Genomic DNA, 26,510 nt, shown 5'->3' with positions numbered 1-26,510 from the left:
CGGCCCGCCGCATGATCTGCCGTATCTCGGCGGGGATCTGCTGTTGGCGGGCCGTGTGGACTGCGACATGCCGGACGTCAAACACTTCGATCCGGACACGGCGCTGGACACGGCGATGCGCCTGTTCTGGCGCCGGGGCGTGGCCGCGACCGGGATCCAGGACATCGTGACGGCGACCGGCCTGAACCGCTCCAGCCTCTACGCCACCTTCGGCGGCAAGCAGGAGCTGTACCGCGCAGCGCTGCGACGGTACGTCGGGCAGCGCTCCGAGCCGGCGTTCAGCCGCCTGGCCGGAGACGGCCGTGGCCTGCCCGCTGTCCACGACTTCTTCGCCTCGCTGATCGAGGCACGCTGCTCCGGCGCGTACGCCCGCTGGGGCTGCATGGTCTCCAACGCGCACGCCGGGGGCGAGAACAGTGACCCCGAGGTCCGGTCCGCCCTCGACCGGCACCACCGGGGACTGCGGGAGGCGCTGCGCACGGCCCTCGTCGCCGCCGAGGGCAAGGGGCAGCTCAAGCCCGGTACCGATGCCGGGGCCGTGGCCGACGTTCTGGCCCTGCTCGCCTACGGCGTGAATCTGCGCTCCCGTGCGGGCGCCGACGCCCGGGCGCTGACGAGGACCGTGACCGGGGCCCTCGAAGCGCTCGGGGCGGCGTAGCCGGGCCTCATGGGGTGGTCCTGAGTGTGGCGGGCCAGTCCAGCAGGCGCGCGCCGATCACCGCCGTCTGGAGCATGTAACGGTGGGCGGGATCGGTGGGGTCGGCGCCGGTGAGTTTGTGAATGCGTTCCAGACGGTAGGTCAGGGCGCGCACGCTGAGGGAGAGGCGGCGTGCGGCTTCGGCGGCCACGCAGCCGGAGTCGAAGTACGCGGTGAGGGTGTCCAGGAGGGGTTGGGCGCCGCCGCGGGCCGTGGTGAGCGGGCCCAGAGTGCCGGTGACGAGGTCGGCCATGGCTTGGCGGTCGCGGGTGAGGACGGGGTAGACCAGCAGGTCGGCGGCGCGCAGGACCGGGTCGTCGAGGTCGAGGCGCTCGGCGAGATCGAGGACGCCCAGGGCCTCTTCGTAGGACTGGACGACGCCTCCCGGACCGGGTTGGGGGCGGCCGACGGCGACCCGGCCGCCGTCGGTGGCGGCGTGGGCCTGTTTGGCGAAGTGGGCGAGTACCTCGTTCTGGTGGCCGGGGGCGATGCACAGCAGCCGGCCGTCCTTGGTGGTGAGCAGGACGGTGCGGTCGCCGAAACGGGAGATGAGCGCCCGCTCCACCTGCTGGGGCACCGGGTCGCCCTCTTCGTAGGCGGCGGGACCCTGCGCGACGGCGACCGCGTAGCTGTGGGACAGGCGCAGTCCGAAGCGCTCGGCACGTTCGGCGAGGCGCCCGAGGTCGCTGCGGCCGTAGAGGAGGTCGTCGATGAACTCCCGGCGGGCGGCCTCTTCCTGGCGCACGGCGACGAACTGGGCGCGTTCGTAGCCCTCGGCGAAGGCGTCGACGACCTGCTGCACGGCGGCGAGCGCGCCGTCGACCGAGCCGGGCGAACCGGGCCAGGCCGTGCGGGCGGCGGCCAGATGCGCGCTGACGAGGGCGCGCAGTCCGTGGCCGGCCTCGGCGGCCTGCTCGCCCAGAGCGCGGCGGGAGGAGATCTCGTCCCGGGTGAGGCGTCGCCCGGTGGCCGACACCTCGGCCAGTATCTGGGCGTACCCGTCCAGATACTGCTCGGGACCTTCCCGGTCTGTCACGTCGCCCCCCCCGGCTTCCTGACGCTGCGGTGACGGTTTCTTGACGGCCACCGGCACGCAGACCCTAGTGAACACTGCCGGGAACCGGCAATGCGCGGCCAGGGTCGGATCGTGCAGCATGGGGCGCGGGGAGCACGGCGGATGGCCCCGGTGCCGGACACCGGCAGGTGCCGGCACCGGGGCCCGGAACGAGCGTGCGGAGAGGGGGACGGGGGAGATGCGGACAGTTCTGGCAGCGGCCACGGGCCTGCCCACGATCCCGCTGACCGCCGCGCTCGTCGTGGTCGTCTGCTTCTGGCTCCTGGCCGCCGTGGGCGTTGCCGGCGTCGACAGCTTCGACACGGACGTGGACCTGCGGGCGTGGCACATGAGCGGGGTGCCCGTGGCGGTCGCCTTCTCGGTGCTGACGGTGCTCGCCTGGTCCTTGAGCGTGGGGGCGGCGGTGGTGCTTGATGTGTTCGCGCCTCCGGCACCTGCCCACGGCCTGCTGCGCCTCATCGTTCCCCTGGGAGCGCTGCTCGTCGCCTGGGGCATGACCTGCCTGATCGTACGGCCGTTGCACCGCCTCTTCCCGGATGAACCCGCGCTGCCCGGGCCGAGCGAAGCCCGCACGCTCGGCGCATCGTCCGCCACCGCGCTCCGGCCAGGGGACCGCGCCGCCTGAGCGGCAACGCCGCCGGATCTCACCGCACACCTCTCTCACGCTCAACTCCCTTACGCCTCAAGGACGTATGCCATGACTGCCATGATCGCGGGTATCGGCGTGCTCGCCGCCGTCTGCCTGCTCGCCGTACTCGTCGTCTCCCGGCTGTTCCGCAAGGTGGAGCAGGGCAAGGCGCTGATCGTCTCCAAGCTGCGGAAGGTCGACGTGACCTTCACCGGTCAGGTCGTGCTGCCGGTGCTGCACAAGGCCGAGGTGATGGACATCTCGGTGAAGACCATCGAGATCACCCGGGCCGGCAAGGACGGGCTGATCTGCCGGGACAACATCCGCGCGGACATCCGCATCTCGTTCTTCGTGAAGGTCAACAAGACCGTCGAGGACGTCATCAAGGTCGCCCAGGCGGTCGGGACGATGCGGGCCAGCGACCGGGACACGCTGCAGGAGCTGTTCCACGCGAAGTTCTCCGAGGCGCTGAAGACCGTCGGCAAGCAGCTGGACTTCACCGACCTGTACACCAAGCGTGAGGAACTGCGGTACCGGATCATCGAGGTCATCGGCGTCGACCTCAACGGCTACCACCTGGAGGACGCGGCGATCGACTACCTGGAGCAGACGCCGCTCACCCAGCTCGACCCGGCCAACGTCCTGGACGCCCAGGGCATCCGCAAGATCACCGAGTTGACGGCCATCGAGCACGTGCGCACCAACGAGTTCCAGCGCACCGAGGAGAAGGAGATCACCCGGCAGAACGTCGACGCCCGCGAGGCCATCCTGGAGCTGGAGCGCCGCCAGGCGGATGCCGAGATCAAGCAGCGCCGGGAGATCGAGACCGTCCGGGCCCGGGAGGAGGCCGAGACCGCGCGGGTGGTGGAGGAGGAGCGGCTGCGCGCGCAGGGCGCCTTCCTGAAGACCGAGGAGCAGCTCGGCATCCAGCGCGAGAACCAGGCCCGCGAGGTCGCCGTCGCGCAGAAGAACCGTGAGCGGGTCATCGCCGTCGAGAACGAGCGCATCGAGAAGGACCGGCTCCTCGAAGTCATCGCACGGGAGCGGGAGACCGAGCTGACCCGTATCTCCGCCTCGAAGGAGGTCGAGGCGGAGAAGCGGGAGATCGCCGAGGTCGTGCGCGAGCGCATCGCGGTGGAGCGGACGGTCGCCGAGCAGGAGGAGTCCATCAAGAAACTGCGCGCCGTCGAGGAGGCGGAGCGGGAGCGGCAGGCCGTGATCATCGCCGCCGAGGCCGAGGCGCAGGAGCAGCTGGTCAAGGACATCAAGGCCGCCGAAGCCGCCGAGCAGGCCGCCGTGCACCGCGCCGCCGAGGAAGTCACCCTGGCCGAGGCCCGGTTGAAGAGCGCCGACCTCGACGCGCAGGCCAGGATGCGGCTCGCCGAGGGCGTCCGGGCGGAATCCGCGGCCGAGGGGCTCGCGGCCGTCCAGGTCCGGGACAAGGAGGCCGAGGTCATCGAGAAGGCCGGCCGCGCGGAGGCCGGTGCCGCCGAGGCGCGTATGCGTGCGGAGGCGGAGGGCGCCCGGGCGAAGGCGCTCGCGGAGGCGGACGGCATCGGCGGGAAGCTGAAGGCGGAAGCGGCCGGTCTGACCGAGAAGGCCGCCGCGATGGCGGCCCTCGACGACGCCTCACGCGGTCACGAGGAGTACCGGCTGCGGCTGGAGGCCGAGAAGGACGTCCGGCTCGCCGGGCTGGACGTACAGCGGCAGGTCGCCGAGGCGCAGGCCACGGTCCTCGCCACCGGGCTGGAGAACGCCGACATCAACATCGTCGGCGGGGAGTCGGTCTTCTTCGACCGGTTGGTGTCCTCCATCGCGCTCGGCAAGGGCGTCGACGGCTTCATGCAGCACTCCGAGACCGCGCAGGCGCTCGCGAAGCCCTGGCTGGACGGCACCTCCAGCTTCACCGACGACCTGAGCCATGTTCTCGGCTCCGTCTCGACGGGCGACCTGCAGAACCTGACCGTGTCCGCCCTGCTGATGAAGCTCATGAACAGCGGTGACACGAACGCCGGACAGGTGAAGCAACTGCTGGACAAGGCCGGCGAGCTGGGCCTGGCCGACACCTCGCTCGCCGCGCTCAACGGCACCGCCAGGGCCTGACCGGCATCCGGCCCGTGGTCCGGAGCTGCCGCACAGGGGACGGCAGCTCCGGACCACGTATCCCCGACCTCCGAGAGGGACTTCATGACCACCGGGACCCCCGGGACCACCGGTCCGGACGCCGGCACGTACGAGGTGCTCCGTGACCGCCTCACCGCGCAGGCCGCCGAACTCGCCCGCCGCGCCGAGGCGCTCAACGCCCGCCGCACCGAGGAGTTCGGCTCCACCCGGCTGGAGCTGAGGCGCACCGAGCGGCTGCGCACCGAACACACCTGCGTCCCGCGCGACATCGTCCCCCTCGGCGACGCCGTCCTCCTCGGCCACACCACCTTCCCCGAACGGGGTCCCGAGACCACCGTCGGCGACGCGTTCACGCTTCACGACCGCGACCTGAACCGGCTCCCCGACGACGCCGTGCCCGGCCTGCTCGACGACCCCGCCTTCGTCCGCGAGTTCGCCGCCCTCCACCGCTACTACCGCCAGGCCCGGCTCCTCCGGCTGCGCCGCGTCGACGGCAGACTGCTGGCCGTCTTCCAGACCGGGGAGAAGGCCGACGACGTCCGCGTACTGCGCTGGAAGCTCGGCGACGAGGGCCAGGCGACCTTCCTGGACGCGCGAGGCGACCGCGACCACGTCTTCCCGCCCCCGCACGACGTCCCGTGGACCAGGACCACCCGCGAGGACCACGTCCTCGGCCGTCACCCGCACGTCTCCGTCGAGGGCGAGGTCTTCGTCGACACCGTCGCGGGGACGCTGACCGTCAAGGCCGAGGACGACACGGAGACGGGCGAGGGGATCTACGCCGAGCCGGTCGCCGAGCCGCTGCAGTCCCTCGCCGACGCGGACATCGCGTACGCGCGCGTGGGCGTCCTGATCCTGCTGGACGTCCTCCCGTACAAGGAGGACGTCCACCGCTACCTGGTCTTCAACACCCTCACCAGGACCGTCGTCCGCCTCGACGGCATCGGCCGGGCCTGCCGCCGCCTGCCCGAGGACCAGGGCATCGTCTTCCCCGGCGGCTACTGCCTGGCCACCGGCGCGCACAAGACGTACGACCTCGACACCGAGGGCATGGAGTTCGAGCGCGAGGTGCGCTCACCGAACGGTGAGGACGTCCTCTTCGCCTTCCACCAGCGCGCGGAAGGCCGCAGCCTGCTGCTTCCGTACAACATGATCCGCAAAGAGGTCGCCACCCCACTGTCCTGCCACGGCTGGGCGCTCTTCGACGACGGCACGCTCATGCTCCTGCGCGCCGACAGCGACGAGCCGGCCCGCGTGCACCCCCTCCGGCTGTGGCACTCCCCGTACGTCTCCGACACCCACGCCGCCGCCCGGCCGGCCGGCACCGGACCACTGGCCCGCGTCGGCAACGCCGACCTCGTGCGCGGCATCTCCGACTGCCTGTCCCTCACACGCGCCGTCACCGAGACCACCCCGACGAGCGGGGTCTACGAAGCGCTGGCCACCGCCTGCGTCCGGGCCGCCGACTCCTACCACTGGCTGGCCGACCCCGAACTCGGCGACCTGCACGAGCCGTTGCGGCAGATCCGAGCCACCGCCGAGGAGGTGCTGGCCGAGTTCGAGACCGTCCAGGCCCTCACCCGCCAGGCCGCCGCCGCGCTCGACGACACCGCCGCGCGCCTCGCCACGGTCGTACGACGTCTGCGGGGCGAGTCTCCCCGCACGGCCGCCGCCTGGGTGTCCGGCCTGACCGAACTCCGGCACGCCCAAGGGCACCTGCTCACCCTCAAGGACATGCGGTACGCCGACACCACTCGCATCGACGAGCTCGCCGCCGGCGCGGAGCTGGACCTGGCCGCCTTCGGGCAGCGGGCCGTCGCCCACCTCGCCCGCCAGGACGCCTTCGCCGACCACCGGGCCGACATCGAGCGGCTCGCCGCAGACGCCGAAGCGATCGACACGGTCGCACAGGCCGCTCCCATCACCGCCCGCCTCGGCGAACTCGCCGACGGACTGCGCACGGTGACCGAGGTGGTGACCGGCCTCGACATCGCCGACGCCACGGTCCGTACCTCGATCCTGGAGCGGATCGCCGCAGTACTGGGTGGTGTCAACCGTGCCCGCGCCACACTCGACGGCCGCCGCCGCGCACTCCTCGACCGCGAGCAACGCGCCGAGTCCGCCGCCGAGTTCGCGCTCCTGAGCCAGGCCGTCACCGGCGCGCTCGCGTCCGCCGACAGCCCCGAGACCTGCGACGAACAGCTCGCCCGCCTGCTCGTGCGGATGGAGAACCTGGAGTCCCGGTTCGCCGAGTTCGACGACTTCCTCAGCGACCTCGCGGACCAGCGCGACGAGATCCACGAGGCGTTCTCCGCCCGCAAGCAGACCCTCGCCGACGCCCGCGCCCGGCGCGCCGAACGCCTCGCCGACTCGGCGGCCCGCGTCCTGCAGACGGTCACCCGGCGCGCCGCGACCCTCCCCGACGCGGACGCCGTCGCCACGTACTTCGCCTCCGACCCGATGTCCGCCCAGCTCGGCCGCATCGCCGACGAGCTGCGCGAACTCGGCGACCCCGTGCGGGCGGAGGAACTGGACGGCCGCCTCGAGTCCGCCCGCCAGGAGGCGTTGCGCGCCCTGCGCGACCGCACCGACCTGTACACCGACGACGGCCGCACCCTCCGCCTGGGCACCCACCGGTTCGCCGTCAACACCCAGCCCCCCGACCTGACCCTGATCCCGCACCGCGACACCCTTGCCTTCGCACTCACCGGCACCGACTACCGCTCGCCGGTCACCGACCCCGGCTTCACCGCCACCCGCCCGTACTGGGACCGCCCGCTGCCGTCGGAGTCGCCCGAGGTCTACCGCGCCGAACACCTCGCCGCCCGGCTCCTGGACGAACACGGCCCGGCCGCCCTCGCGGAAGCCGACCTGCCCGCCCTCGTCCGACAGGCGGCCCAGACGGCGTACGACGAGGGATACGAACGCGGCGTCCACGACCACGACGCGGTACTGATCCTCACCGCGCTGCTGCGCCTGCACGAAGGCGCCGGCCTGCTCCGCCACCAGCCGTCGGCCCGCGCCACCGCCCAGCTCTTCTGGGCACACGGCACCACACCCGAGGCGCGCGCGAGCTGGACCCGGCGTGCGGTGTCGCTGGCGCGCGCCCGGGGGACCTTCGGCCTGGTGCCCGCGATCGCCGACCTGCGTGGGGAGCTGGCGCAGGCGATCACCGGAGAGGCCGCGGAGCCGGCCGCCGCGTATCTCTTCGAGGAGCTGACCAGCGGCCCCGAGGGGTTCGTCGTCAGCGGCGGCTGCCGCACCCTGCTCGACACGTTCCGTCGTACGGTGGGCACGTCGGCGTACGACGACGACCTCGCCGCTCTCGCGGACCTGGCCGCCCGCCGGCAACTGGTCGAGGCATGGCTGTCGTCGTACGCGGCCTCCACCGGCGCGGACCTCGCCCCCGGTGACCTGGCCGAGGCGGTGGCCGCCGAGCTCTGCCCGGACCTGGCCCGCTACGAGTCCGACGCCCCGCTGACCGAGACCGTCGAGGGACTGCTCGGCACCCACCCACGCGTCCGCAACCGTACGCTCACTTTCCGCGTCGACGAACTCCTCGCCCGCACACGGCAGTTCCGCGCCCACGAGGTCCCCGCCCACCGTGCCTACCAGCGCCGCCGCACGGCCCTGGTGGCCGCCGAGCGGACCCGGATCCGGCTGGACGAGTACCGGCCGCGTGTGATGTCCGCCTTCGTGCGCAGCAGGCTCATCGACGAGGTGTACCTGCCCCTGATCGGCGACAGCCTCGCCAAGCAGCTCGGCACGACCGACGCCACCCGGCGCACCGACACCGGCGGCCTGCTCCTGCTCGTCTCCCCGCCGGGCTACGGCAAGACGACGCTCATGGAGTACATCGCCGACCGCCTCGGCCTGATCCTGGTGAAGGTCAACGGCCCGGCGCTGGGGAACGCCGTCACCTCCCTCGACCCGGCCGAGGCCCCGAACGCCACGGCCCGCCGGGAAGTCGAGAAGATCAACTTCGCACTGGAGGCGGGCAACAACACCCTCCTCTACCTGGACGACATCCAGCACACCTCGCCCGAACTGCTGCAGAAGTTCATCCCGCTGTGCGACGCCACCCGCCGCATGGAGGGCGTGCGAGGCGGTGAGCCACGCACCTACGACCTGCGCGGCAAGCGGTTCGCGGTCTGTATGGCCGGCAACCCCTACACCGAGTCCGGCAGCCGCTTCCACGTCCCCGACATGCTCGCCAACCGCGCCGACGTGTGGAACCTGGGCGAGGTCCTCACCGGCAAGGAGGACGCCTTCGCGCTCAGCTTCATCGAGAACGCCCTGACAGCGAACCCGGTCCTCGCCCCCCTCGCCGGCCGCGAGCGCACCGACCTCGACCTGCTGATCCGCATGGCCGACGGCGACACCACGGCTCGCGCCGACCGGCTGACCCACCCCTGCGCGCCCGCCGAGCTGGAGCGGATGCCGGCAGTGCTGCGGCACCTGCTGAGGGCCCGTGAGACGGTCCTGGCGGTGAACGCCGCGTACATCGCCTCGGCGGCCCGATCGGACGTGACCCGCACCGAGCCTCCCTTCCGACTTCAGGGCTCCTACCGCACCATGAACAAGATCGCCCAGCGCATCCAGCCCGTCATGAACGACACCGAGCTGACCGCGCTGATCGACGACCACTACACGGCCGAGGCCCAGACCCTCACCACCGGAGCCGAGGCCAACCTGCTCAAGCTCGCCGAGCTCCGTGACACGCTCACCACCGAACAGGCCGCCCGCTGGTCCGAGGTGAAGGCGGCGTACGTCCGCACGCAGACCCCGGGTGGCCTGGAGGGAGACCTCGGGCTGCTCGCCGACCGGGTCGCGGCGGTTCAATCGGCGCTCAGCCGCGCGACCGACCCACGCCACCCCATCGCCCACACTGCGGACCGGCCCTCGTAGCCCCCATCCGGTGTGCCCTACACTGCGCCCGGCACCTGGACACACACCAACTGGCCGAAAGCGAACGGGGAACGGCATGGCTACGGGGGGATGGGGGCCGGGAAACGGCCCGGGTCAGCCTGGCGGCAACGGACCGGGAGGGCAGGGCGGCTGGGGCGCTCCCTACGGAGCACCGCAGGGCGGCCCGTACGGTCCGCCACCACCGCATCCGGGCCCGTACCCCTACCCGAACCCGAACCCGCCTCCGTACCCTTACGGCCCCCAGCCCACGAGGCCCGCCGCCCGGCGCCGCCGCGGCTGCCTGTCGTTCGGCTCTCGCTTCGGGCTCGTCGGCGCGATCCTGCGCTCCGCGCACCGCGCTGCCACCAAGCTCTTCCGGCAGGAGGGCGAGGGCCGGATCGAGGACCGCACCGTGGACCGTGTGCAACTGGCCCGCACGGTGCTCGGTGCCGCCGCCACCATCGGCCTGATCCTCGCCTACAACGTGGATCCCAACCGCTGGGAGGACGCGGCGTGGGGCGGTGCCGCCCAACTCGTCCTCGCCCCGTTCGTACTGATCGTCGCCGCGCCCCTGGTCATCATGGGATTCATCTACTACGCGCCCCCGCACCTGCGGGCGCATCTGCGCTCCCGGCTGCGCGCTCCGCTCAAGGCGGTCGGCTGGTATGTGCTGACGTTGGTCGCGATGGGCGGAATCCTCTACGCGCTGCCCCGGGTCGCCGACGCCGACGACGGGAAGGACTGGTGGGAGTACGCACTGGCCGTCGTCGCGCTGGTCGTGATCGTGTGGGGTATTCCCTTCTTCTTCCTGGCGTCGCTGTACTCGGCCCGCAGTGCCTTCAACAGCGCCCAGGTCCATCCGATGCTGCCGCCGGTCCTCACCCTGACGCTGGTGTGGGTGTTCGCGGTCTTCAGCCTGCTCGGCGACGGCATGCCGGGCGGCCCGCCGATCGTCCAGCTCTGCTCCACGCTGGGCGGGCCGCTGTCGGTGACCGCTGTCTCGCTGTGGGAACTGCGCCGGATGAAGACCCGTTTCGGCGTCACCCTGCGCGGCTGACCCGGCTTCGGCGAGGACGGTGGCCCGCACCAGATGGTGGACCCGGGCAGCGGTGCGCTGAAAACGCCGGCCGGAGTAAGCGTCACCTGGCCGTCACCGGAACGACGGCGGGCCGCGTCTGGGCGATCCCCGGGGCTCTGGAGCAGATCATTGACAACCTGGTCGCCAATGCGCTCCGCGTTTCCCCGCCCGGCACCACGCTCACCCTCACCCGCGGCCCCCGGCGCCGAACTTCATGTCATCGACCAAGGCCCTGGCCTGCCGCAGGCGGACCGGGAACGGGCCTTCGACCGGTTCTGGCGGGCCTCGCACTCCCACCATGACGGCACCGGTCCGGGCCTGCCCATCGTCCGCCACCTGGTCCGCGCCTGCGGCGGCGAGATCACGCTCCACCCGGCCCCCGGCGGCGGCCTGGACGCTCGCGTCGCCTCCAACCCACCCCGCCAGCCGGCAGGTTCAGCGGGCGGCGTCCCGCGAGCGGCTCGTCCCGATCGGCACGGGCAACAACGGCAGCGCGATGACCAGCGCCACCAAGATGAGTCTTACGGAACGCTTACGCGGCCATATCGGAAGCCATCGCGGGCCTACGCTCGCAGGCGTGTTGACCATCCGAAGTCTCGCCCTCGTCACTGCCGCCCCTCTCGTCCTGGCTGCGGTGGGCATGGCGCATCCGCACGGGCTGTCCAGGTCGACAGCCTCGGACTGGACACAGCTGCACATCGCACTGTTGCCCGTCTTTCCGCTGCTAGCGGTCGGTCTCATAGTCCCTTTGCGGCAGCGGCCCCGACTCGGCCTCGCGGGCTTCGCCACCGTGGTGGCCTGGGTGGGCACCTTCGTCTACGCGACCTTCTACACCGGCCTCGACGCGGTCGCCGGCATCGCTGCCGGAACCGCTGTCGAGCACGCCGGCGAGACAGCGAGCCTCGGGCCCGTCAAGCGCCCGCTCTACGACACGGGCGAGGTGCTCGGGCAGGCCGGCGCCTACGCCCTCATCGGCGCCATCGCGGCCACGGCGGTCGCGCTGCTCCCGAAGCACGGCGCCCGAATACTTCCGGGCACGTTGGTGCTCCTCGCGGCCGGCTGGTCCTTCGTCGACAGCCACATCTTCTGGCCACGCGGCGTATGGACGATGCTCGCCTTCGCCCTGGGCTTCGCGCTGCTCCACTGGGGGGCCGCAGGCAGCGCCCCCACCGGCGGGGCCGACGTGCTCTCCCGCCACCGAACAGGCGATCACGGGATGGGGGGATGACCGCACCGCACCTCCACAGCCGGCCATGGACGCAGGTCCCGGCTTCCGGCCTGTGCCGGCCGGAAGTCAGTTGGATCTTTCCTGCTCTCTGTGGGATGCGGGCGGTGCGGCCGTGCTTCCTCGCGGGATCAGATGGGTGGGCAGGACGACATGCCGGCCACGGTCCGACTCGGGGTCGTTGATGAGCGCAAGGGCCAGTTCGGCCGCGGCGCGGCCCATGTCGGAGGGGGACTGGGCCACGGACGACAGATCGAGCCATTCGGCCATCAGCTGGTCGTCGAAGCCGAGCACGGAGATGCGCTGGGGCACCTCGATCTGCACGGCGCGCAGGGTGGAGACGATGGATGCCGCCAGTTCGTCCTGCTCGGCAAAGATGGCGGTGGGCGGTTCACGCAGGCTCAGCAGGTTGCCCACGGCCTGGGTCGTGCCGCGTTTGTCGCGGGGCGGGGTGGTGACGATCAGGTCGTGGTCCAGCGGGATGTCCGCCTCGGTGAGTGCCTGTTGGTAGCCGACGAGGCGCTCGCGTGAGCTGAAGGTGAAGCCGCGGGCGTTGACAGTGTGTGCGAAGGCGATTCTGCGGTGTCCGAGGTTGATCAGGTGGCGGGTGGCCTTGCGGGCGCCGGCGACATCGTCGACGTAGACACTCGGGCGGCCCTCGACATGCTGGCTGATGTAGATGACCGGCATACCGAGATCGTCCAGCCGGGCGGTCTCCTCCTCGCTCAGGTCGAAGCTGAACACCAGCAGCGCGTCCGCGTTGCGCCGGGCCGGCAGACGCTCGAAGAATGCGGCCCGTTCGGCAAGGTCGGGCACGACGTAGACGGTCAGTTCCATCCCCGCGCCGCGCAGCAGCGGGCCCAGGCTGGACAGCGCCGCTCCCATGAACCACGAGTCGAGCGTGGGCACGAGCACCGCCATGACGCCGGTGCGGCCGGTGACCAGGCTCGATGCCTGCCGCGAGATCGCGAAGTTGAGCTCGCGGGCGGCTTCCTCGACCCGGGAACGGACCTTCGTGGAGACCGACAGGCCGCGCAGGGTGCGCGAGACGGTCGAGGGGGAGACCCCCGCCCGTTCGGCGACGTCGGCCAACGTGGGGTGCCGCTGAGCTGGTGACATGAGCGGAAGTTAGCACAGAATGCCGCTTCCTTGGCACCCATTTTGACAGCGCTGTCACGCCTGCTTGCAAGAGGGATGTCCCTGTCACAACCAGGTGTGGTGGGTGCCGTTCCCCTGAATCATCCGCGCTACCACGGAATTACGCATTGACTTCCGTCGAGTGCACTCCTACGGTGCAAGCGTTGTCAAAATCGAGTTGACGTCGTCGCTGTGAGTCCACCCTTCATGGCTGTGACCTGCTCTTTTGATCCAAAAGCCTCTGTGACAGCCCGGTCTCGCATCAGAGCCATCAGAGTCATCTCGGTAGCTACTCCCTACAGGGCGCCCCCGCCGAGATCCGGTTCCGCACGTCCAGGAGAGACAATGAACGCCAGAACCACCAGAGTCCTTCAGTGCTCGGCCGTCCTCGTCGCCGCCGGGCTCGTCCTCACCGCCTGCGGTTCCTCCGACGACAGCAACTCGTCGGGGCAGTCGAAGAGCCCGTCGTTCTCGGGCCGGGGCCCGATCACTTACGTCGCCGCCAAGGACAGCTCCGGCGTCACCGAGAAGGTCATCGACACCTGGAACAAGCAGCACCCGAAGGAGAAGGTCACCTTCGTCGCGCTGCCAGGAGACCCTGACTCGCAGCGCCAGCAGATGATCCAGAACGCGCAGACCAAGTCCGACGCCTACACCGTGCTCTCCCTCGACGTGGTGTGGTCCTCGGAGTTCGCCGCCCACCAGTGGATCGACCAGTTGCCCACCGCGCAGTTCCCGCTGGGCAAGATGCTCAAGCCGACCGTGGAGACGGGCAAGTACCGCGACAACCTGTACGCGGTCCCGGCCAGCTCGGACGGCGGCATGCTGTACTACCGCTCCGACCTGCTGAAGAAGGCCGGCGTCAGCACCCCGCCGACGACATGGGCACAGATGCAGGCCGCCTGCGCCAAGGTCAAGAAGCTGCCCGAGGCCAAGGACATGTCCTGCTACGCCGGCCAGTTCCAGAAGTACGAGGGCCTCACCGTCAATTTCGCCGAGGCCGTGAACTCCGCCGGCGGTGTCATCACCGACGCGGGCGGCAAGCCGGACGTCGACACGCCCGCGGCCAAGAAGGGCCTGGACTTCCTCGTCGATTCCCTCAAGGACGGCACGATCCCGAAGGAGGCCGTCACCTACCAGGAGGAGGACGGCCGCCAGGCGTTCCAGAACGGCAAGCTGGTCTTCCTGCGCAACTGGCCGTACGTGTACTCGCTGGCCGAGAAGAGCAAGGTCGGCGGCAAGTTCGCGGTTGCACCGCTGCCCGGCCTGGACGGCGCGGGCTCCTCCAGCCTGGGCGGCCACAACGTGGCCCTGTCCTCCTTCGCCAAGAACAAGGCCACCGCGCTGGACTTCATGAAGTTCTTCACCAGCCAGGAGACCGCGACCACGTTCCTCGAGGACGCCTCCATGGCACCGCCGTACGAGTCCCTCTACGACGACCGGGCGCTGGTCAAGCAGTACCCGTACCTGCCGGTGCTGAAGAAGTCGATCCTGAACGCCGCGCCCCGCCCCCGGGTCGTCCAGTACGGCGACGCGTCCTCCGCGATCCAGCAGCAGGCGTACGCGGCCCTGACCGGCGAAAAGTCCAGCGCGCAGGCGCTGAAGGACCTGCAGGCAGACCTGCAGAAGCTCTCGGCGCAGTGAGAAGGAGGCACGTGATGGCCACTCGGACTCCACCTGAGACGGCCGCGAAGCGGCCGCCCCGCCCGGCAGCAGGCCGCGCCGGGCGGCCTCCCGCGCCGGAGAAGGCCCGGCGCGGCCGGAAGCCGGCCACAGCGGGCACCGGCCGGATGGCCGCCCTGCTGGTGTCGCCGACCCTGCTGGTGCTGACCGTCGTCGTCCTCTACCCGACGCTCATGGCGCTGCAGGAGTCGCTGTACGGGACCAAGGGTCTGGATCCGAAGACCGGCTTCATCAGCGACACGGAGCCGTTCGTCGGGCTGAAGAACTACGCCGACATCTTCGGCCAGGCAGGCGACCGGTTCTGGAACGCCTTCTTCAACACCACCTTCTTCACCGTGGTCACGGTGGGCCTGGAGACGGTGATCGGCGTGATCATGGCGCTGATCATGCACAAGGCGTTCAGCGGCCGGGCCTTGGTCCGTGCGAGCATCCTCATCCCCTGGGCCGTGCCCACGGCCATCTCCGGCCTGCTGTGGCGGTGGATTTTCAACAGTGACGGCATTGCCAACTCCCTGATCGGCCACCAGATCCTGTGGACCACCGAGGGCTTCCACGCCAAGGTCGCCGTCATCATCGCCGAAGTGTGGAAGACCGCCCCCTTCATCGGACTGCTGGTCCTGGCCGGCCTCCAGGTGATCCCGAAGGAGGTCTACGAGGCGGCCCGCATGGACGGGGCGAGCCCCGTACGCCAGTTCTGTCACATCACCCTGCCGCTGGTGAAGCCCGCCCTCCTGGTCGCGGTGCTCTTCCGCTGCCTGGACGCGCTGCGGATGTTCGACCTGCCCTACATCCTCATCGGCGCGCAGAAGAACTCCGTGGAAACCCTGTCCATGCTCGCCCAGAACGAGGCGTCCAACGTCCGCTTCGGACCGGCCGCCGCCTACGCGGTGCTCCTGTTCGTCTACGTCCTTCTCATCGCGCTGGGCTTCGTCCGGCTGCTCGGCGCAGACCTGGTCGGGGACGCCGGCGGCCCGCGCAGGGCCAAGCGGAGAAGCCTGCTCCGGCGCACTCCGGCCCTCACCGCGGAGGTGCCGGCATGACCACGACCGTGAAATGGCGAACCTGGCTGCTCTACCTGGGCGTTGCGGGCGTGGTGGCCTACTGTCTGGCCCCCTTCTACTGGATGGTCGTCTCCAGCCTGCGCCGCACCTCCGACATCTTCGACACCTCGCTCATCCCCTCCTCGGTGTCGTTCGAGAACTACGAGGCGGTCTTCAGTCCCTCCCAGGGCTTCGGCCGCGCCCTGCTCAACAGCCTGATCGTCGCCGGCACCACCACCGTCCTGGCACTGCTGCTGGCCACGTTCACCGCCTATGCCATGGCCCGGCTGGAGTTCCGCTTCAAGCGGCTGATTCTCACGCTGATCATCGCCACCTCGATGTTCCCGGTGGTGTCGATCGTCGTGCCGCTGCTGAAGCTGTTCACCGACATCGGCTGGATCAACACCTACCAGGCGATGATCGTGCCGAGCATGTCGTTCGTGCTGCCGCTCGCTGTGTGGAACCTGACCACGTTCTTCCGCCAGATGCCCGACGAACTGGAGCAGGCCGCGATGATCGACGGCTGCACCCGGGGCCAGGCGTTCCGCAAGATCATCATTCCGCTCGCCGCGCCGGGCATCTTCACCACCGCGATCATCATCTTCATCGCCGCCTGGAACGAATTCCTCATCGCCCTGTCGATGACGAACCGGCCCAGCGTCCAGACCGCACCGGTCGCCATCTCCAAGTTCACCGGCGCCACCCAGTTCGACATCCCCTTCGGCAGCCAGATGGCCGCGGGCGTCCTGGTCACCGTCCCCCTGGTGATCATGGTGCTTCTCTTCCAGCGCCGCATCGTCGCCGGACTCACCGCGGGCGCGGCCAAGTAGATTCCCGGCCGCCGCAGCGCACTTTCCCCCACTCACAAAGGACCCGTCAGCCCCATGTCCTCCAGCACGCCCTCGCCCTGGTGGCGCAGCGCCGTCATCTACCAGGTCTACATCCGCAGCTTCGCCGACGGCGACGGTGACGGCGTCGGCGACATCGCCGGCCTGCGCTCCCGCCTGCCGTACCTCAAGTCGCTCGGCGTGGACGCCCTCTGGATCAACCCCTGGTACAAGTCCCCGATGGCGGACGGCGGTTACGACGTGGCCGACTTCCGCGCCATAGACCCGCTCTTCGGCACGGTCGCCGACGCCGAACAGCTCATCGCCGAAGCCCACGAGCACGGGATCCGCATCGTCCCCGACATCGTGCCCAACCACACCTCCGACGAGCACGCCTGGTTCCAGGCGGCACTGGACGCAGGCCCCGGCAGCCCGGAACGCGCGCGTTACATCTTCCGGCCCGGCCGCGGCCCGGACGGCACCGAGCCGCCCAACAACTGGGTCTCCGAATTCGGCGGCCCCGCCTGGACCCGGCTGCCCGACGGCGACTGGTACCTCCACCTGTACGCCCCCGAACAGCCTGATCTCAACTGGCAACACCCAGACGTCCACGCCGAATTCAAGTCCATCCTGCGGTTCTGGTTCGACCGGGGCGTCGACGGCTTCCGCATCGACGTCGCCCACGGGCTCGCCAAGGATCCTGCACTGCCCGACGTGACACGGGAACAGCTCGTGCACCCGCACTGGGACCGCGACGAGGTCCACGACATCTACCGCACCTGGCGCGAGGTCGCCGACGAGTTCCCCGGCGACCGCGCCTTCGTCGCCGAAGCCTGGGCCGACACCCCCGAACGCCTCGCCGCCTACGTCCGCCCCGGCGGCCTGCACACCGCGTTCAACTTCGACTTTCTGATGGCCACCTGGGACGCCAAGGACCTCCGCACGGTCATCGACGACTCCCTCGCCATGCTCAGCGACGTCGGCGCACCGGCGACCTGGGTGCTCTCCAACCACGACGTCATACGCCACACCAGCCGCTACGCCCGAAAGACCGTCGCACGCTGGGTCCCCAACGAGCGATACCAGCCCCAAGGGCCTGCCGACCTCGAACTGGGCACCCGCCGCGCCCGCGCCGCCGCCCTCCTCATGCTCGCCCTGCCCGGCGGCGCCTACATCTACCAGGGCGACGAACTCGGCCTGCCCGAAGTCGAGGACCTCCCCGTGGACGTCCTCCAGGACCCCATCTGGGAACGCTCCGGCCACACCGACCGCGGCCGCGACGGCTGCCGCGTGCCGATCCCCTGGTCAGGACAGGCGGAGCCGTTCGGCTTCAGCCCCGGCGACGCCTATGCCGGACCCTGGCTGCCACAGCCCGCCAACTGGGCCCAGCGCAGCGTGGAGACACAGACCGGCGACGAGACCTCGATGCTGGAGCTGTACCGCACCGCCCTCCGAATCCGGCGCGAGCACCCAGCCCTCGGCGACGGCACCATGACCTGGCTCGACGTCCCCGCCGGCGTCCTCGCTTTCCGCCGCACACCCGGCTTCGTCTGCGTCGTCAACCTCTCGGATGAGGCGTACCAGCTGCCCGACCACACCGCGATGCTGCTGACCAGCGGCCCGATCGCGGACGGACTTCTGGAACCCGAACACGCGGTCTGGCTCGCTGTGTAGCGGCCGGCACCGGGGTTCCGCGGCCCCTCGATCCGCCAGGGCCCGCCCGGTGTCGCTCCCCGCTGACCTGACAGGCCCTGGCCCCACCCTCGGCACTTGCATTTCGCAGAGCCGGGCTCAGCCCTTGACCGCCGAGCTGGCGACACCCTAACTCCTCCCCGGCTGTCACGCTTGGTTACTATGCTCACTTCATACCTGAGGCCGGAAGCAAGGGGCGCACCGTCATTTTTGCGGATTGCACCGCGTTGGAGCTTGCCGTGAAATGTAAGGCAATCGAGCTGTGGGGCCTTTGAAGATGCTGAGAGAGGTCACCGCCACGCGCTACATCGAGCCTCTGCGCTCCGGCGGCTCCGTCCCCGGCATCGTCGAGGCCGACGACCTGGGCACGTACGTCGTGAAGTTCACCGGCTCCGCGCAGGGCCGCAAGGCGCTGGTCGCCGAGGTGATCGTGGGGGAGCTGGCCCGTGCCCTCGGGCTGCGCTTCCCCGAGCTGGTGCTGCTGCACTTCGACCCGTCGATCGCGCGGAACGAGCCGCATCAGGAGGTGCGGGACCTGCACGCGGCCAGCGCGGGAGTGAACCTCGGCATGGACTACCTGCCGGGCGCCCGGGACTTCACGCCGGAGATCGCGCGGGTCTTCCCCGTCGATCCGCTGGAGGCGGGGAGGATCGTCTGGCTCGACGCCCTGACCGTGAACGTCGACCGCACGGTCCACAGCTCCAACCTGATGGTCTGGCCCACCCTGGGCGTCGCGCCCCCGCGCCTGTGGCTGATCGACCACGGCGCCGCGCTCGTCTTCCACCACCGCTGGGACGGCACCGATCCCGCCAAGGCCTACGACTTCCGGCACCACGCCCTCGGCCACTACGGGCCCGACGTCCAAGCCGCCGACGCCGAGCTCGCTCCCCGGGTGACCGAGGAGCTGCTGCGCCGGATCCTCGCGGAGGTCCCGGACGCCTGGCTCGCGGACGAGCCGGGCTTCGCCGGCCCGCAGGAGGCACGCGCGGCGTACGTGGAGTACCTCCACGCGCGCGTGCGGGCCTCCGGGGCCTGGCTGCCCACCGACTTCCCCGGCCGGGAGGAGCTCGCCGCCGAGGAGGCCCGCCGGGCGGCGCGTAACCTGCAAGGACGCCCCGCGTGGCTCCGGCAGGTCCCCGACCTGCACGGCAAGCCCGCGGCCGAACAGGATTGGTCGGTGCACCTCGGATGAGTGGCCGTGTCGAGATCGAGTACTGCACCCAGTGCCGCTGGCTGCCCCGCGCGGCCTGGCTGGCGCAGGAGCTGCTCACGACCTTCGAGTCCGACCTGACGGAGCTGGCGCTGAAGCCCGGCACGGGCGGGGTGTTCGTCGTACGCGTCGGTGACGAGGTCGTCTGGGACCGCCGCGAGCAGGGGTTCCCCGAGCCGACGGCCGTGAAGCGGGCCGTACGCGACCGAGTGGCCCCGGGCAAGCCCCTGGGCCACTCGGACAAGCCGTCCGCCGAGCCGTCCGCGGACTGAGTCAGCCCTTGAGCCGTTCGTACGCCGGCAGCGTCAGGAAGTCGGCGTAGTCCTCGTCGAGGGAGACCGTCAGCAGCAGGTCGTGCGCCTGCTGCCAGGTGCCGGCCGCGAAGGCCTCCTCGCCGATCTCGGCCCTGATGTTCGCCAGCTCCTCGGCGGCGACCTTGCGCGCCAGGTCGGCGGTGACCGGCTCGCCGTTGTCGAGGACGACGCCCGCGTTGATCCACTGCCAGATCTGCGAGCGGGAGATCTCGGCGGTGGCGGCGTCCTCCATCAGGTTGAAGATGGCGACCGCGCCGAGGCCGCGCAGCCAGGCCTCGATGTAGCGGATGCCGACCTGCACGGCGTTGACCAGACCCGCGTACGTCGGCTTGGCGTCCAGCGAGTCGATCGCGATCAGGTCGGCCGCCTTGACGTCGACGTCCTCGCGCAGCCGGTGCTTCTGGTGGGGCTTGTCGCCGAGCACCTTGTCGAAGGACTCCATGGCGATCGGGACGAGGTCGGGGTGGGCGACCCAGGAGCCGTCGAAACCGTCGTTCGCCTCGCGGTCCTTGTCGGCGCGGACCTTCTCGAAGGCGACCTTGTTGACCTCCGCGTCCCGGCGGGAGGGGATGAACGCCGCCATGCCGCCGATCGCGTGGGCGCCGCGCCTGTGGCAGGTGCGGACGAGGAGTTCGGTGTACGCGCGCATGAACGGGGCCGTCATCGTCACCGCGTTGCGGTCCGGCAGGACGAACCTGGCGCCGCCGTCCCGGAAGTTCTTGACGATGGAGAACAGGTAGTCCCAGCGGCCCGCGTTCAGCCCGGAGGCGTGATCGCGCAGTTCGTAGAGGATCTCCTCCATCTCGTACGCGGCCGTGATCGTCTCGATCAGCACGGTCGCGCGGACGGTGCCCTGCGGGATGCCGACGTACTCCTGCGCGAAGACGAAGATCTCGTTCCAGAGGCGGGCCTCCAGGTGCGACTCCGTCTTGGGCAGGTAGAAGTACGGGCCCTTGCCCAGGCCCAGCAGGCGCTTGGCATTGTGGAAGAAGTACAGGCCGAAGTCGACGAGGGCGCCGGGCACCGGGGTGCCGTCCGCGTCGACGAGATGACGCTCGTTCAGGTGCCAGCCGCGCGGGCGCATGACGACGGTGGCGAGTTCCTCGTTCGCCTTCAGGGCGTACGACTTGCCCGACCCGAGGTCCGTGAAGTCGATGTTCCGCGTGTAGGCGTCGATCAGGTTGAGCTGGCCGAGGACCACGTTCTCCCAGGTCGGCGCGGAGGCGTCCTCGAAGTCCGCGAGCCACACCTTCGCGCCCGAGTTGAGGGCGTTGATGGTCATCTTGCGGTCGGTGGGGCCGGTGATCTCGACCCGCCGGTCGTTCAGAGCCTCCGGGGACGGAGCGACCTTCCAGGAGTCGTCGGCGCGGATCGCGGCGGTCTCCGGGAGGAAGTCGAGGGTGGAGGTGCGGGCGATCTCGGCACGGCGCTCGGCGCGGCGGGCGAGGAGTTCGTCACGCCGGGGCGTGAACCGCCGGTGCAGCTCGGCCACGAAGGCGAGCGCCGCTTCGGTGAGGACCTCCTCCTGCCGGGGCAGGGGTTCGGCGTCGACGATGGCCAGCGGGGACGGCGCTGGTGCGGACATGAACGGTCACTTCCTTCAGCGAGCTGTGAAGACGAGCCGGCGGTTCGGCACCGGGTGCCAGTCTTCCCGGATACGGCGTTCGGCACCCGCGGGGGCCTCGGGCGCTTCTGAACAGTGGATACTAGTTTCCTCATGGTGGAAGTTCAATCTTCTGTTGACGTCGAGACTCTCCGGGTCGAGGAAAGGTGGCGCTCCGTGCCACGCCGCTCACTCAAGGTGGGCCAGATCGGCCTCCGTGTCGATGTCGAAGGGCCGGGCCACGTCGCCGCACTCGACGAGCGCGATGCGCCGCTCGTGCTCCTTCAGGTAGGCGCGTGCCCCCCGGTCCCCGGTCGCAGTCGCGGCGATGCCGGCCCAGTGGGCGGCGCCGAACAGCACCGGATGGCCGCGCACCCCGTCGTACGCGGCCGACACCAGTGACTCCTCGTCCTCGTACGCCGTGCGTACCCGGGCCACCGCCTCCGGGCCGATGCCGGGCTGGTCCACGAGCGAGACCAGGGCGGCCGTCGCGCCCGTACCCGCGAGCGAGTCCAGCCCGGCCCGCAGGGACGTCCCCATGCCCTGTTCCCAGCCGGGGTTGCCGACCAGTACGCATCCCGGCAGCACGGCCCGGGCCCGGACCTCGTCCGCCTGTGCGCCCAGTACGACGTGGATCCTCTCGCAGCCGCCCTCGCGCAACACCCGTACCGCGTGCTCCACGAGGGGGCGGCCCCGGTGGGTGAGCAGTGCCTTGGGGCGCCCGCCGAGCCGCCGCCCGCCCCCGGCGGCCAGCAGTACCCCGGCAACCGCACCCGTCCTGTTCCGCGTCTCCCATGTCGTCATGAATCCTGCATACCGCACGACCTCGGGCCGGGAAGTCACGCAGCGAAACAAGTCGATGACGCAATGGACTGGCGCCTGGCGGCCCGCTTCGTTTACTGTCGCCCGCACCGACCGGCCGGGCGGCCGGCCGGCGCCCGGTGTGGGGGACTTCGGGCCGGAAGGGCACGCGCACGACTCGGTGCGAGGGGGAGGACTGTGTTGCGGAGCGTTGAGCAGAGGCGGCAGGGGCCTGTGACCGGCGGCGGCGAGGATCCGCGCGTGACGGAGCTGCGCTCCGCCGTCGCCCGGCTGCGCCGCCGACTCGCCGCACATCCCGGCGAGTTCGCCGACCGGACCATCGCCGAGGAGGAACTGGCCGGCCTGGACGCGATGGCGGCCGACGGCACCCCCGAGATCCCACGTCTGCGCCGCTCCCTCCTGCTGATCGCAGGCGCGATCGGCTCGGTGAGCGCGCTCTCCCCGGAGCTGACGGAGGTCCGCCACGCGGTCGACCTCTTCGGGGGGCCGGTGCGGGGGCAGGGGTAGGACCGGGCGGTCAGGTCACGGTTGCTCGAGTACGAGGTCCGGGGGCTGGATCTGCCGCGAGGTGCGGCGCAGTTCGCCGGCCCGGCGCGGGGCGCCCCCGGTACCCCGCCGTTACGCGGGGCTCTGCGTGGCCAGGGCCTCGGAGAGTTCGCCCGCGACCTGCTGGAGTACCGGGACGATCTTCTCCGTCGCGGCCTCCGTGACCCGGCCCGCCGGGCCGGAGATGGAGATGGCCGCGGCGGTGGGGGAGTCGGGCACCGAGACCGCCAGACAGCGGACGCCGATCTCCTGCTCGTTGTCGTCGATCGCGTAGCCCTGGCGGCGTACGTCCTCCAGAGCCGCGAGGAACCCGTCGGGCGTCGTGATCGTCTTCTCCGTCGCGGCGGGCATGCCCGTACGGTTCAGCAGGGCGCGCACCTCCTCCGGCGGGAAACCGGCGAGCAGGGCCTTGCCCACACCCGTGGAGTGCGGCAGCACGCGCCGGCCGACCTCCGTGAACATCCGCATCGAGTGCTTCGACGGCACCTGTGCCACGTAGACGATCTCGTCCCCGTCGAGCAGCGCCATGTTCGCCGTCTCACCGGTCTCCTCGACCAGCCGGGCGAGGTAGGGCCGCGCCCAGGTGCCCAGCAGCCGGGAGGCGGACTCGCCGAGGCGGATCAGACGCGGGCCCAGCGCGTACCGGCGGTTGGACTGCTGCCGTACGTACCCGCAGGCCACCAGCGTGCGCATCAGACGGTGGATCGTCGGCAGCGGCAGCCCGCTGCTCGCGGACAGCTCGCTCAGGCCGACCTCGCCGCCCGCGTCCGCCATCCGTTCGAGCAGGTCGAAGGCGCGCTCCAGGGACTGGACCCCGCCGTTGGCGGAGGACCGGGCGGAGTCGGTGGTGCTGGCGCTGGACGTCGGCACGGCGCGTTCCTTTCGGGACTGGCGGAAGAGCTGAAGCCTACCCGGCAGTCGGTTGACTCCCCGCTGGTACGTAGCTACGTTCTGCGTGCTGGAAGTGTAATTCCGCTTTGTGGAAACGTCCAGGAGTGGCTGCATGGCGGGTGTGGGAGTCCAGTGTGCCCTTGACGGCACGGGAGAGGGAGTGAAGACTTCTTCAACAGAAAGTTGAATTCCGTTACGCGGAAGTAACGGGAAGCAAGCGCATGTAAGGGGTCCGGGTGTCCGACGCTGAACTGGTGCTCCGCTCGACGCGTGTCATCACTCCCGAGGGGACCCGCGCCGCAGCGGTCGCGGTCGCCGCCGGCACGATCACGGCCGTCCTCCCGTACGACGCACCCGTACCGGGGACCGCCCGCCTGGAGGACCTGGGCGACCACGTCCTGCTGCCCGGCCTGGTCGACACCCACGTGCACGTCAACGACCCCGGCCGCACCGAGTGGGAGGGCTTCTGGACCGCCACCCGCGCCGCCGCGGCCGGCGGCATCACGACCCTCGTCGACATGCCCCTCAACTCCCTGCCGCCGACGACGACCGTCGCGCACCTGCGGACCAAGCAGCGGGTCGCCGCCGACAAGGCGCACATCGACGTCGGCTTCTGGGGCGGCGCCCTCCCGGACAACGTCAAGGACCTGCGCCCGCTGCACGAGGCCGGCGTCTTCGGCTTCAAGGCGTTCCTGTCGCCGTCCGGCGTCGACGAGTTCCCGCACCTCGAACGGGAGCCGCTCGCCCGCGCCATGGCCGAGATCGCCGCCTTCGACGGCCTCCTCATCGTGCACGCCGAGGACCCCCACCGCCTCGCCTCCGCTCCCCAGCGGCCCGGCCCCAGGTACGCCGACTTCCTCGCCTCCCGCCCCCGGGACGCCGAGGACACCGCCATCGGCCTGCTCGTCCGCGAGGCGAAGGCCCGCCAGGCGCGCGTGCACATCCTGCACCTGTCCTCCAGCGACGCCCTGCCGGCGATCGCCGAGGCGCGGGCGGAGGGCGTCCGCGTCACCGTCGAGACCTGCCCCCACTACCTGACCCTCACCGCCGAGGAAGTCCCCGACGGCGCCAGCGAGTTCAAGTGCTGCCCGCCGATCCGTGAGGCCGCCAACCAGGACCTGCTCTGGCAGGCGCTGGCCGACGGCACCATCGACTGCGTCGTCACCGACCACTCCCCGTCCACCGCCGACCTGAAGACCGACGACTTCGCGACCGCCTGGGGCGGCATCTCCGGACTCCAGCTGAGCCTGGCGGCGGTGTGGACCGAGGCGCGCAAGCGCGGGCACGGACTGGAGGACGTGGTCCGCTGGATGTCCACGCGGACGTCCGAACTCGTCGGGCTCGACGACCGCAAGGGCGCCATCGCGGTGGGTCGCGACGCCGACTTCGCCGTCCTCGCCCCCGACGAGACCTTCACCGTCGACCCGGCGGCCCTCCAGCACCGCAACCACGTCACGGCCTACGCGGGCAGGACCCTCCACGGCGTTGTGAAGTCCACCTGGCTGCGCGGGCAGCGCATCGTCGCGGACGGCGAGTTCACCGAACCGAAGGGGCGGCTCCTCACCCGGACCGACTGAATCCCACCCCGGACCTCGAAAGGCAGATCTGATCACCGTGACGGCGATTCCCAGCTTCACCGGCGACGCGAACCCCTACGGAGGCGGCGACCCGTACGCGGACTACCGCACCGCCGACTTCCCCTTCACCCAGTACGCCGACCTCGCCGACCGGCACCTCGGTGCCGGTGTCATCGCCGCCGACGACGAGTTCTTCGCCCAGCGCGAGAACCTGCTGGTGCCCGGGCGTGCCGAGTTCGACCCCGAGCACTTCGGGCACAAGGGCAAGATTATGGACGGCTGGGAGACGCGCCGCCGCCGGGGCGCCTGTGCCGACCACCCGTGGCCGACCACCGAGGACCACGACTGGGCCCTGGTCCGCCTCGGCGCCCCCGGCGTGGTCCGCGGGATCGTCGTCGACACCGCGCACTTCCGCGGCAACTACCCGCAGGCCGTGTCCGTCGAGGGCACCTGCGTGCCGGGGTCCCCGTCGCCGGAGGAGCTCCTCGGGGACGACGTGAAGTGGACGACCCTGGTCCCGCGCACCCCGGTCGGCGGCCACGCGGCGAACGGTTTCGCCGTCGCCGTCGAGCAGCGCTTCACCCACCTGCGGGTCAACCAGCACCCCGACGGGGGCATCGCACGCCTGCGCGTCCACGGCGAGGTCGTCCCCGACCCCGCCTGGCTGGAGGCGCTCGGCACCTTCGACGTCGTCGCCCTGGAGAACGGCGGCCAGGTCGAGGACGCCTCCGACCTCTTCTACTCGCCCGCCACCAACACCATCCGGCCGGGCCGCTCCCGCAAGATGGACGACGGCTGGGAGACCCGGCGCCGCCGCGACCGGGGCCACGACTGGATCCGCTACCGGCTGACCGCACAGTCCCGGATCCGCGCCCTGGAGATCGACACCGCGTACCTCAAGGGCAACAGCGCCGGCTGGGCCGCGGTGTCCGTGCGCGACGGCGAGGACGGCGAGTGGCGGGAGATCCTGCCCCGCACGCGCCTCCAGCCCGACACCAACCACCGCTTCGTCCTCCCGGCCCCGGCCGTCGGCACGCACGCGCGCGTGGACATCTTCCCGGACGGCGGCATCTCCCGGCTGCGGCTGTTCGGCTCCCTGACCGAGACCGGCGCGCGGCGCCTCGCAGCACGTCACCAGGAGCTGGGCAGCTGACCCGCCCCCGGCCCGGCCTCCCGGCGCGGGCCACCCGGCCCGGCCCTTCGGTGCGGGCCACCCGGCTCGGCTACCCGGCCTGGCCCCTCGGCGCGGGCCACCCGAGGCGCAAGCCCCGGCCTGGCCACCCGGCCCGGCTACCCGGCCTGGCCCTTCGGTGCGGGCCACCGGGCCCGGCTATCTGGCCAGGCCCTTCGGCGCGGGCCACCCGAGGCGCAAGCCCTCGGCTCGGCTATCCGGCTTGGCTATCCGGCGCGGGCCTTCGGCGCGGGCTACCCGG

20 protein-coding genes and 1 pseudogene are annotated in these 26,510 nt (G+C 71.0%); 16 read left to right on the top strand and 5 right to left on the bottom strand.

Annotation, left to right across the window (positions count from 1 at the left end):
• The first annotated feature begins 67 nt into the window (after positions 1-67).
• Entirely contained in the window at positions 68-658 is a 591-nt protein-coding gene (locus tag CCL05_RS32090) for a TetR/AcrR family transcriptional regulator (RefSeq protein ID WP_086564188.1), read from the top strand.
• A 7-nt stretch (positions 659-665) separates the two neighbouring features.
• Here the strand turns inward: CCL05_RS32090 and CCL05_RS32085 are convergent, their stop codons facing one another.
• Positions 666-1,733, bottom strand: a complete 1,068-nt coding sequence (locus CCL05_RS32085) for a PucR family transcriptional regulator (protein ID WP_086564187.1) — start codon at positions 1,731-1,733, stop codon at positions 666-668.
• A 217-nt stretch (positions 1,734-1,950) separates the two neighbouring features.
• On the opposite strand from CCL05_RS32085, the gene CCL05_RS44960 reads away from it, so the two are divergent.
• From CCL05_RS44960 to CCL05_RS32055, 6 genes and pseudogenes are all read left to right on the top strand, one after another.
• Entirely contained in the window at positions 1,951-2,397 is a 447-nt protein-coding gene (locus CCL05_RS44960; protein ID WP_158102514.1) for a hypothetical protein, read from the top strand.
• A gap of 72 nt (positions 2,398-2,469) precedes the next feature.
• The gene (locus CCL05_RS32075; protein WP_167409655.1) at positions 2,470-4,503 is read left to right on the top strand and encodes a flotillin family protein; all 2,034 of its coding nucleotides are present in this window, start codon (positions 2,470-2,472) and stop codon (positions 4,501-4,503) included.
• An 84-nt stretch (positions 4,504-4,587) separates the two neighbouring features.
• Positions 4,588-9,432 carry a DNA repair ATPase gene (locus tag CCL05_RS32070; RefSeq protein ID WP_107400536.1) on the top strand — a complete coding sequence of 1,615 codons (4,845 nt, stop codon included), beginning with the start codon at positions 4,588-4,590 and terminating at the stop codon, positions 9,430-9,432.
• A gap of 76 nt (positions 9,433-9,508) precedes the next feature.
• Positions 9,509-10,489, top strand: a complete 981-nt coding sequence (locus CCL05_RS32065) for a hypothetical protein (RefSeq protein ID WP_086564186.1) — start codon at positions 9,509-9,511, stop codon at positions 10,487-10,489.
• A 33-nt stretch (positions 10,490-10,522) separates the two neighbouring features.
• A pseudogene (locus CCL05_RS32060) lies at positions 10,523-10,852 on the top strand (ATP-binding protein); the annotation flags it as partial.
• 406 nt (positions 10,853-11,258) lie between these two features.
• The gene (locus tag CCL05_RS32055; protein ID WP_208641666.1) at positions 11,259-11,738 is read left to right on the top strand and encodes a hypothetical protein; all 480 of its coding nucleotides are present in this window, start codon (positions 11,259-11,261) and stop codon (positions 11,736-11,738) included.
• 66 nt (positions 11,739-11,804) lie between these two features.
• Here CCL05_RS32055 and CCL05_RS32050 read toward each other — a convergent pair whose 3' ends face one another.
• Complete coding sequence (locus CCL05_RS32050) at positions 11,805-12,854, bottom strand: LacI family DNA-binding transcriptional regulator (RefSeq protein WP_341868290.1); 1,050 nt, start codon at positions 12,852-12,854, stop codon at positions 11,805-11,807.
• A gap of 363 nt (positions 12,855-13,217) precedes the next feature.
• Here CCL05_RS32050 and CCL05_RS32045 point away from each other — a divergent pair, with 363 nt between their 5' ends.
• The 6 genes from CCL05_RS32045 to CCL05_RS32020 all read left to right on the top strand — a co-directional run bounded on the left by CCL05_RS32045 (position 13,218) and on the right by CCL05_RS32020 (position 19,596).
• A complete protein-coding gene (locus CCL05_RS32045; RefSeq protein WP_086564185.1) occupies positions 13,218-14,516 on the top strand; it encodes an ABC transporter substrate-binding protein in 1,299 nt (432 codons plus the stop codon).
• Between the two features lie 14 nt (positions 14,517-14,530).
• Positions 14,531-15,595, top strand: coding sequence for a carbohydrate ABC transporter permease (locus CCL05_RS32040; RefSeq protein ID WP_086564184.1), 1,065 nt, complete (start codon positions 14,531-14,533; stop codon positions 15,593-15,595).
• The gene (locus tag CCL05_RS32035) at positions 15,592-16,425 is read left to right on the top strand and encodes a carbohydrate ABC transporter permease (protein ID WP_086564183.1); all 834 of its coding nucleotides are present in this window, start codon (positions 15,592-15,594) and stop codon (positions 16,423-16,425) included. Before CCL05_RS32040 ends, CCL05_RS32035 begins: the two co-directional genes overlap by 4 nt.
• Before the next feature lie 54 nt (positions 16,426-16,479).
• A complete protein-coding gene (locus CCL05_RS32030; RefSeq protein WP_086564182.1) occupies positions 16,480-18,096 on the top strand; it encodes a glycoside hydrolase family 13 protein in 1,617 nt (538 codons plus the stop codon).
• A 295-nt stretch (positions 18,097-18,391) separates the two neighbouring features.
• The gene (locus CCL05_RS32025; RefSeq protein ID WP_086564181.1) at positions 18,392-19,306 is read left to right on the top strand and encodes a HipA family kinase; all 915 of its coding nucleotides are present in this window, start codon (positions 18,392-18,394) and stop codon (positions 19,304-19,306) included.
• Positions 19,303-19,596 (top strand): Rdx family protein, encoded by a 294-nt coding sequence (locus tag CCL05_RS32020; RefSeq protein WP_086564180.1) that lies wholly within the window; start codon positions 19,303-19,305, stop codon positions 19,594-19,596. The genes CCL05_RS32025 and CCL05_RS32020 overlap by 4 nt, the downstream gene beginning before the upstream one ends.
• A 1-nt stretch (position 19,597) precedes the next feature.
• Here the strand turns inward: CCL05_RS32020 and aceB are convergent, their stop codons facing one another.
• Together aceB and CCL05_RS32010 are read right to left on the bottom strand one after the other, a co-directional pair.
• Positions 19,598-21,223: a malate synthase A gene (aceB, locus tag CCL05_RS32015; RefSeq protein ID WP_086564179.1), complete on the bottom strand. Its 1,626-nt coding sequence runs from the start codon at positions 21,221-21,223 to the stop codon at positions 19,598-19,600.
• Positions 21,224-21,430: 207 nt separating this feature from the next.
• Positions 21,431-22,045 (bottom strand): nucleotidyltransferase family protein, encoded by a 615-nt coding sequence (locus tag CCL05_RS32010; RefSeq protein WP_086564178.1) that lies wholly within the window; start codon positions 22,043-22,045, stop codon positions 21,431-21,433.
• Between the two features lie 231 nt (positions 22,046-22,276).
• Between CCL05_RS32010 and CCL05_RS32005 the strand changes: the two genes are divergently transcribed.
• Complete coding sequence (locus tag CCL05_RS32005) at positions 22,277-22,570, top strand: DUF5955 family protein (RefSeq protein ID WP_208641665.1); 294 nt, start codon at positions 22,277-22,279, stop codon at positions 22,568-22,570.
• 111 nt (positions 22,571-22,681) lie between these two features.
• Here CCL05_RS32005 and CCL05_RS32000 read toward each other — a convergent pair whose 3' ends face one another.
• Positions 22,682-23,479 carry an IclR family transcriptional regulator gene (locus CCL05_RS32000; RefSeq protein WP_086564176.1) on the bottom strand — a complete coding sequence of 266 codons (798 nt, stop codon included), beginning with the start codon at positions 23,477-23,479 and terminating at the stop codon, positions 22,682-22,684.
• 257 nt (positions 23,480-23,736) lie between these two features.
• Between CCL05_RS32000 and allB the strand changes: the two genes are divergently transcribed.
• Positions 23,737-25,077 carry an allantoinase AllB gene (gene allB / locus CCL05_RS31995; RefSeq protein WP_086564175.1) on the top strand — a complete coding sequence of 447 codons (1,341 nt, stop codon included), beginning with the start codon at positions 23,737-23,739 and terminating at the stop codon, positions 25,075-25,077.
• Positions 25,078-25,114: 37 nt separating this feature from the next.
• Positions 25,115-26,230, top strand: a complete 1,116-nt coding sequence (gene alc, locus CCL05_RS31990; RefSeq protein ID WP_086564174.1) for an allantoicase — start codon at positions 25,115-25,117, stop codon at positions 26,228-26,230.
• Positions 26,231-26,510: the final 280 nt, after the last annotated feature.

Source organism: Streptomyces africanus, assembly GCF_002150735.1.
Lineage (GTDB): Bacteria > Actinomycetota > Actinomycetes > Streptomycetales > Streptomycetaceae > Streptomyces > Streptomyces africanus.
Note: the sequence above shows the minus strand (reverse complement) of the source record. Positions and strands in the feature narration are given on the sequence as shown.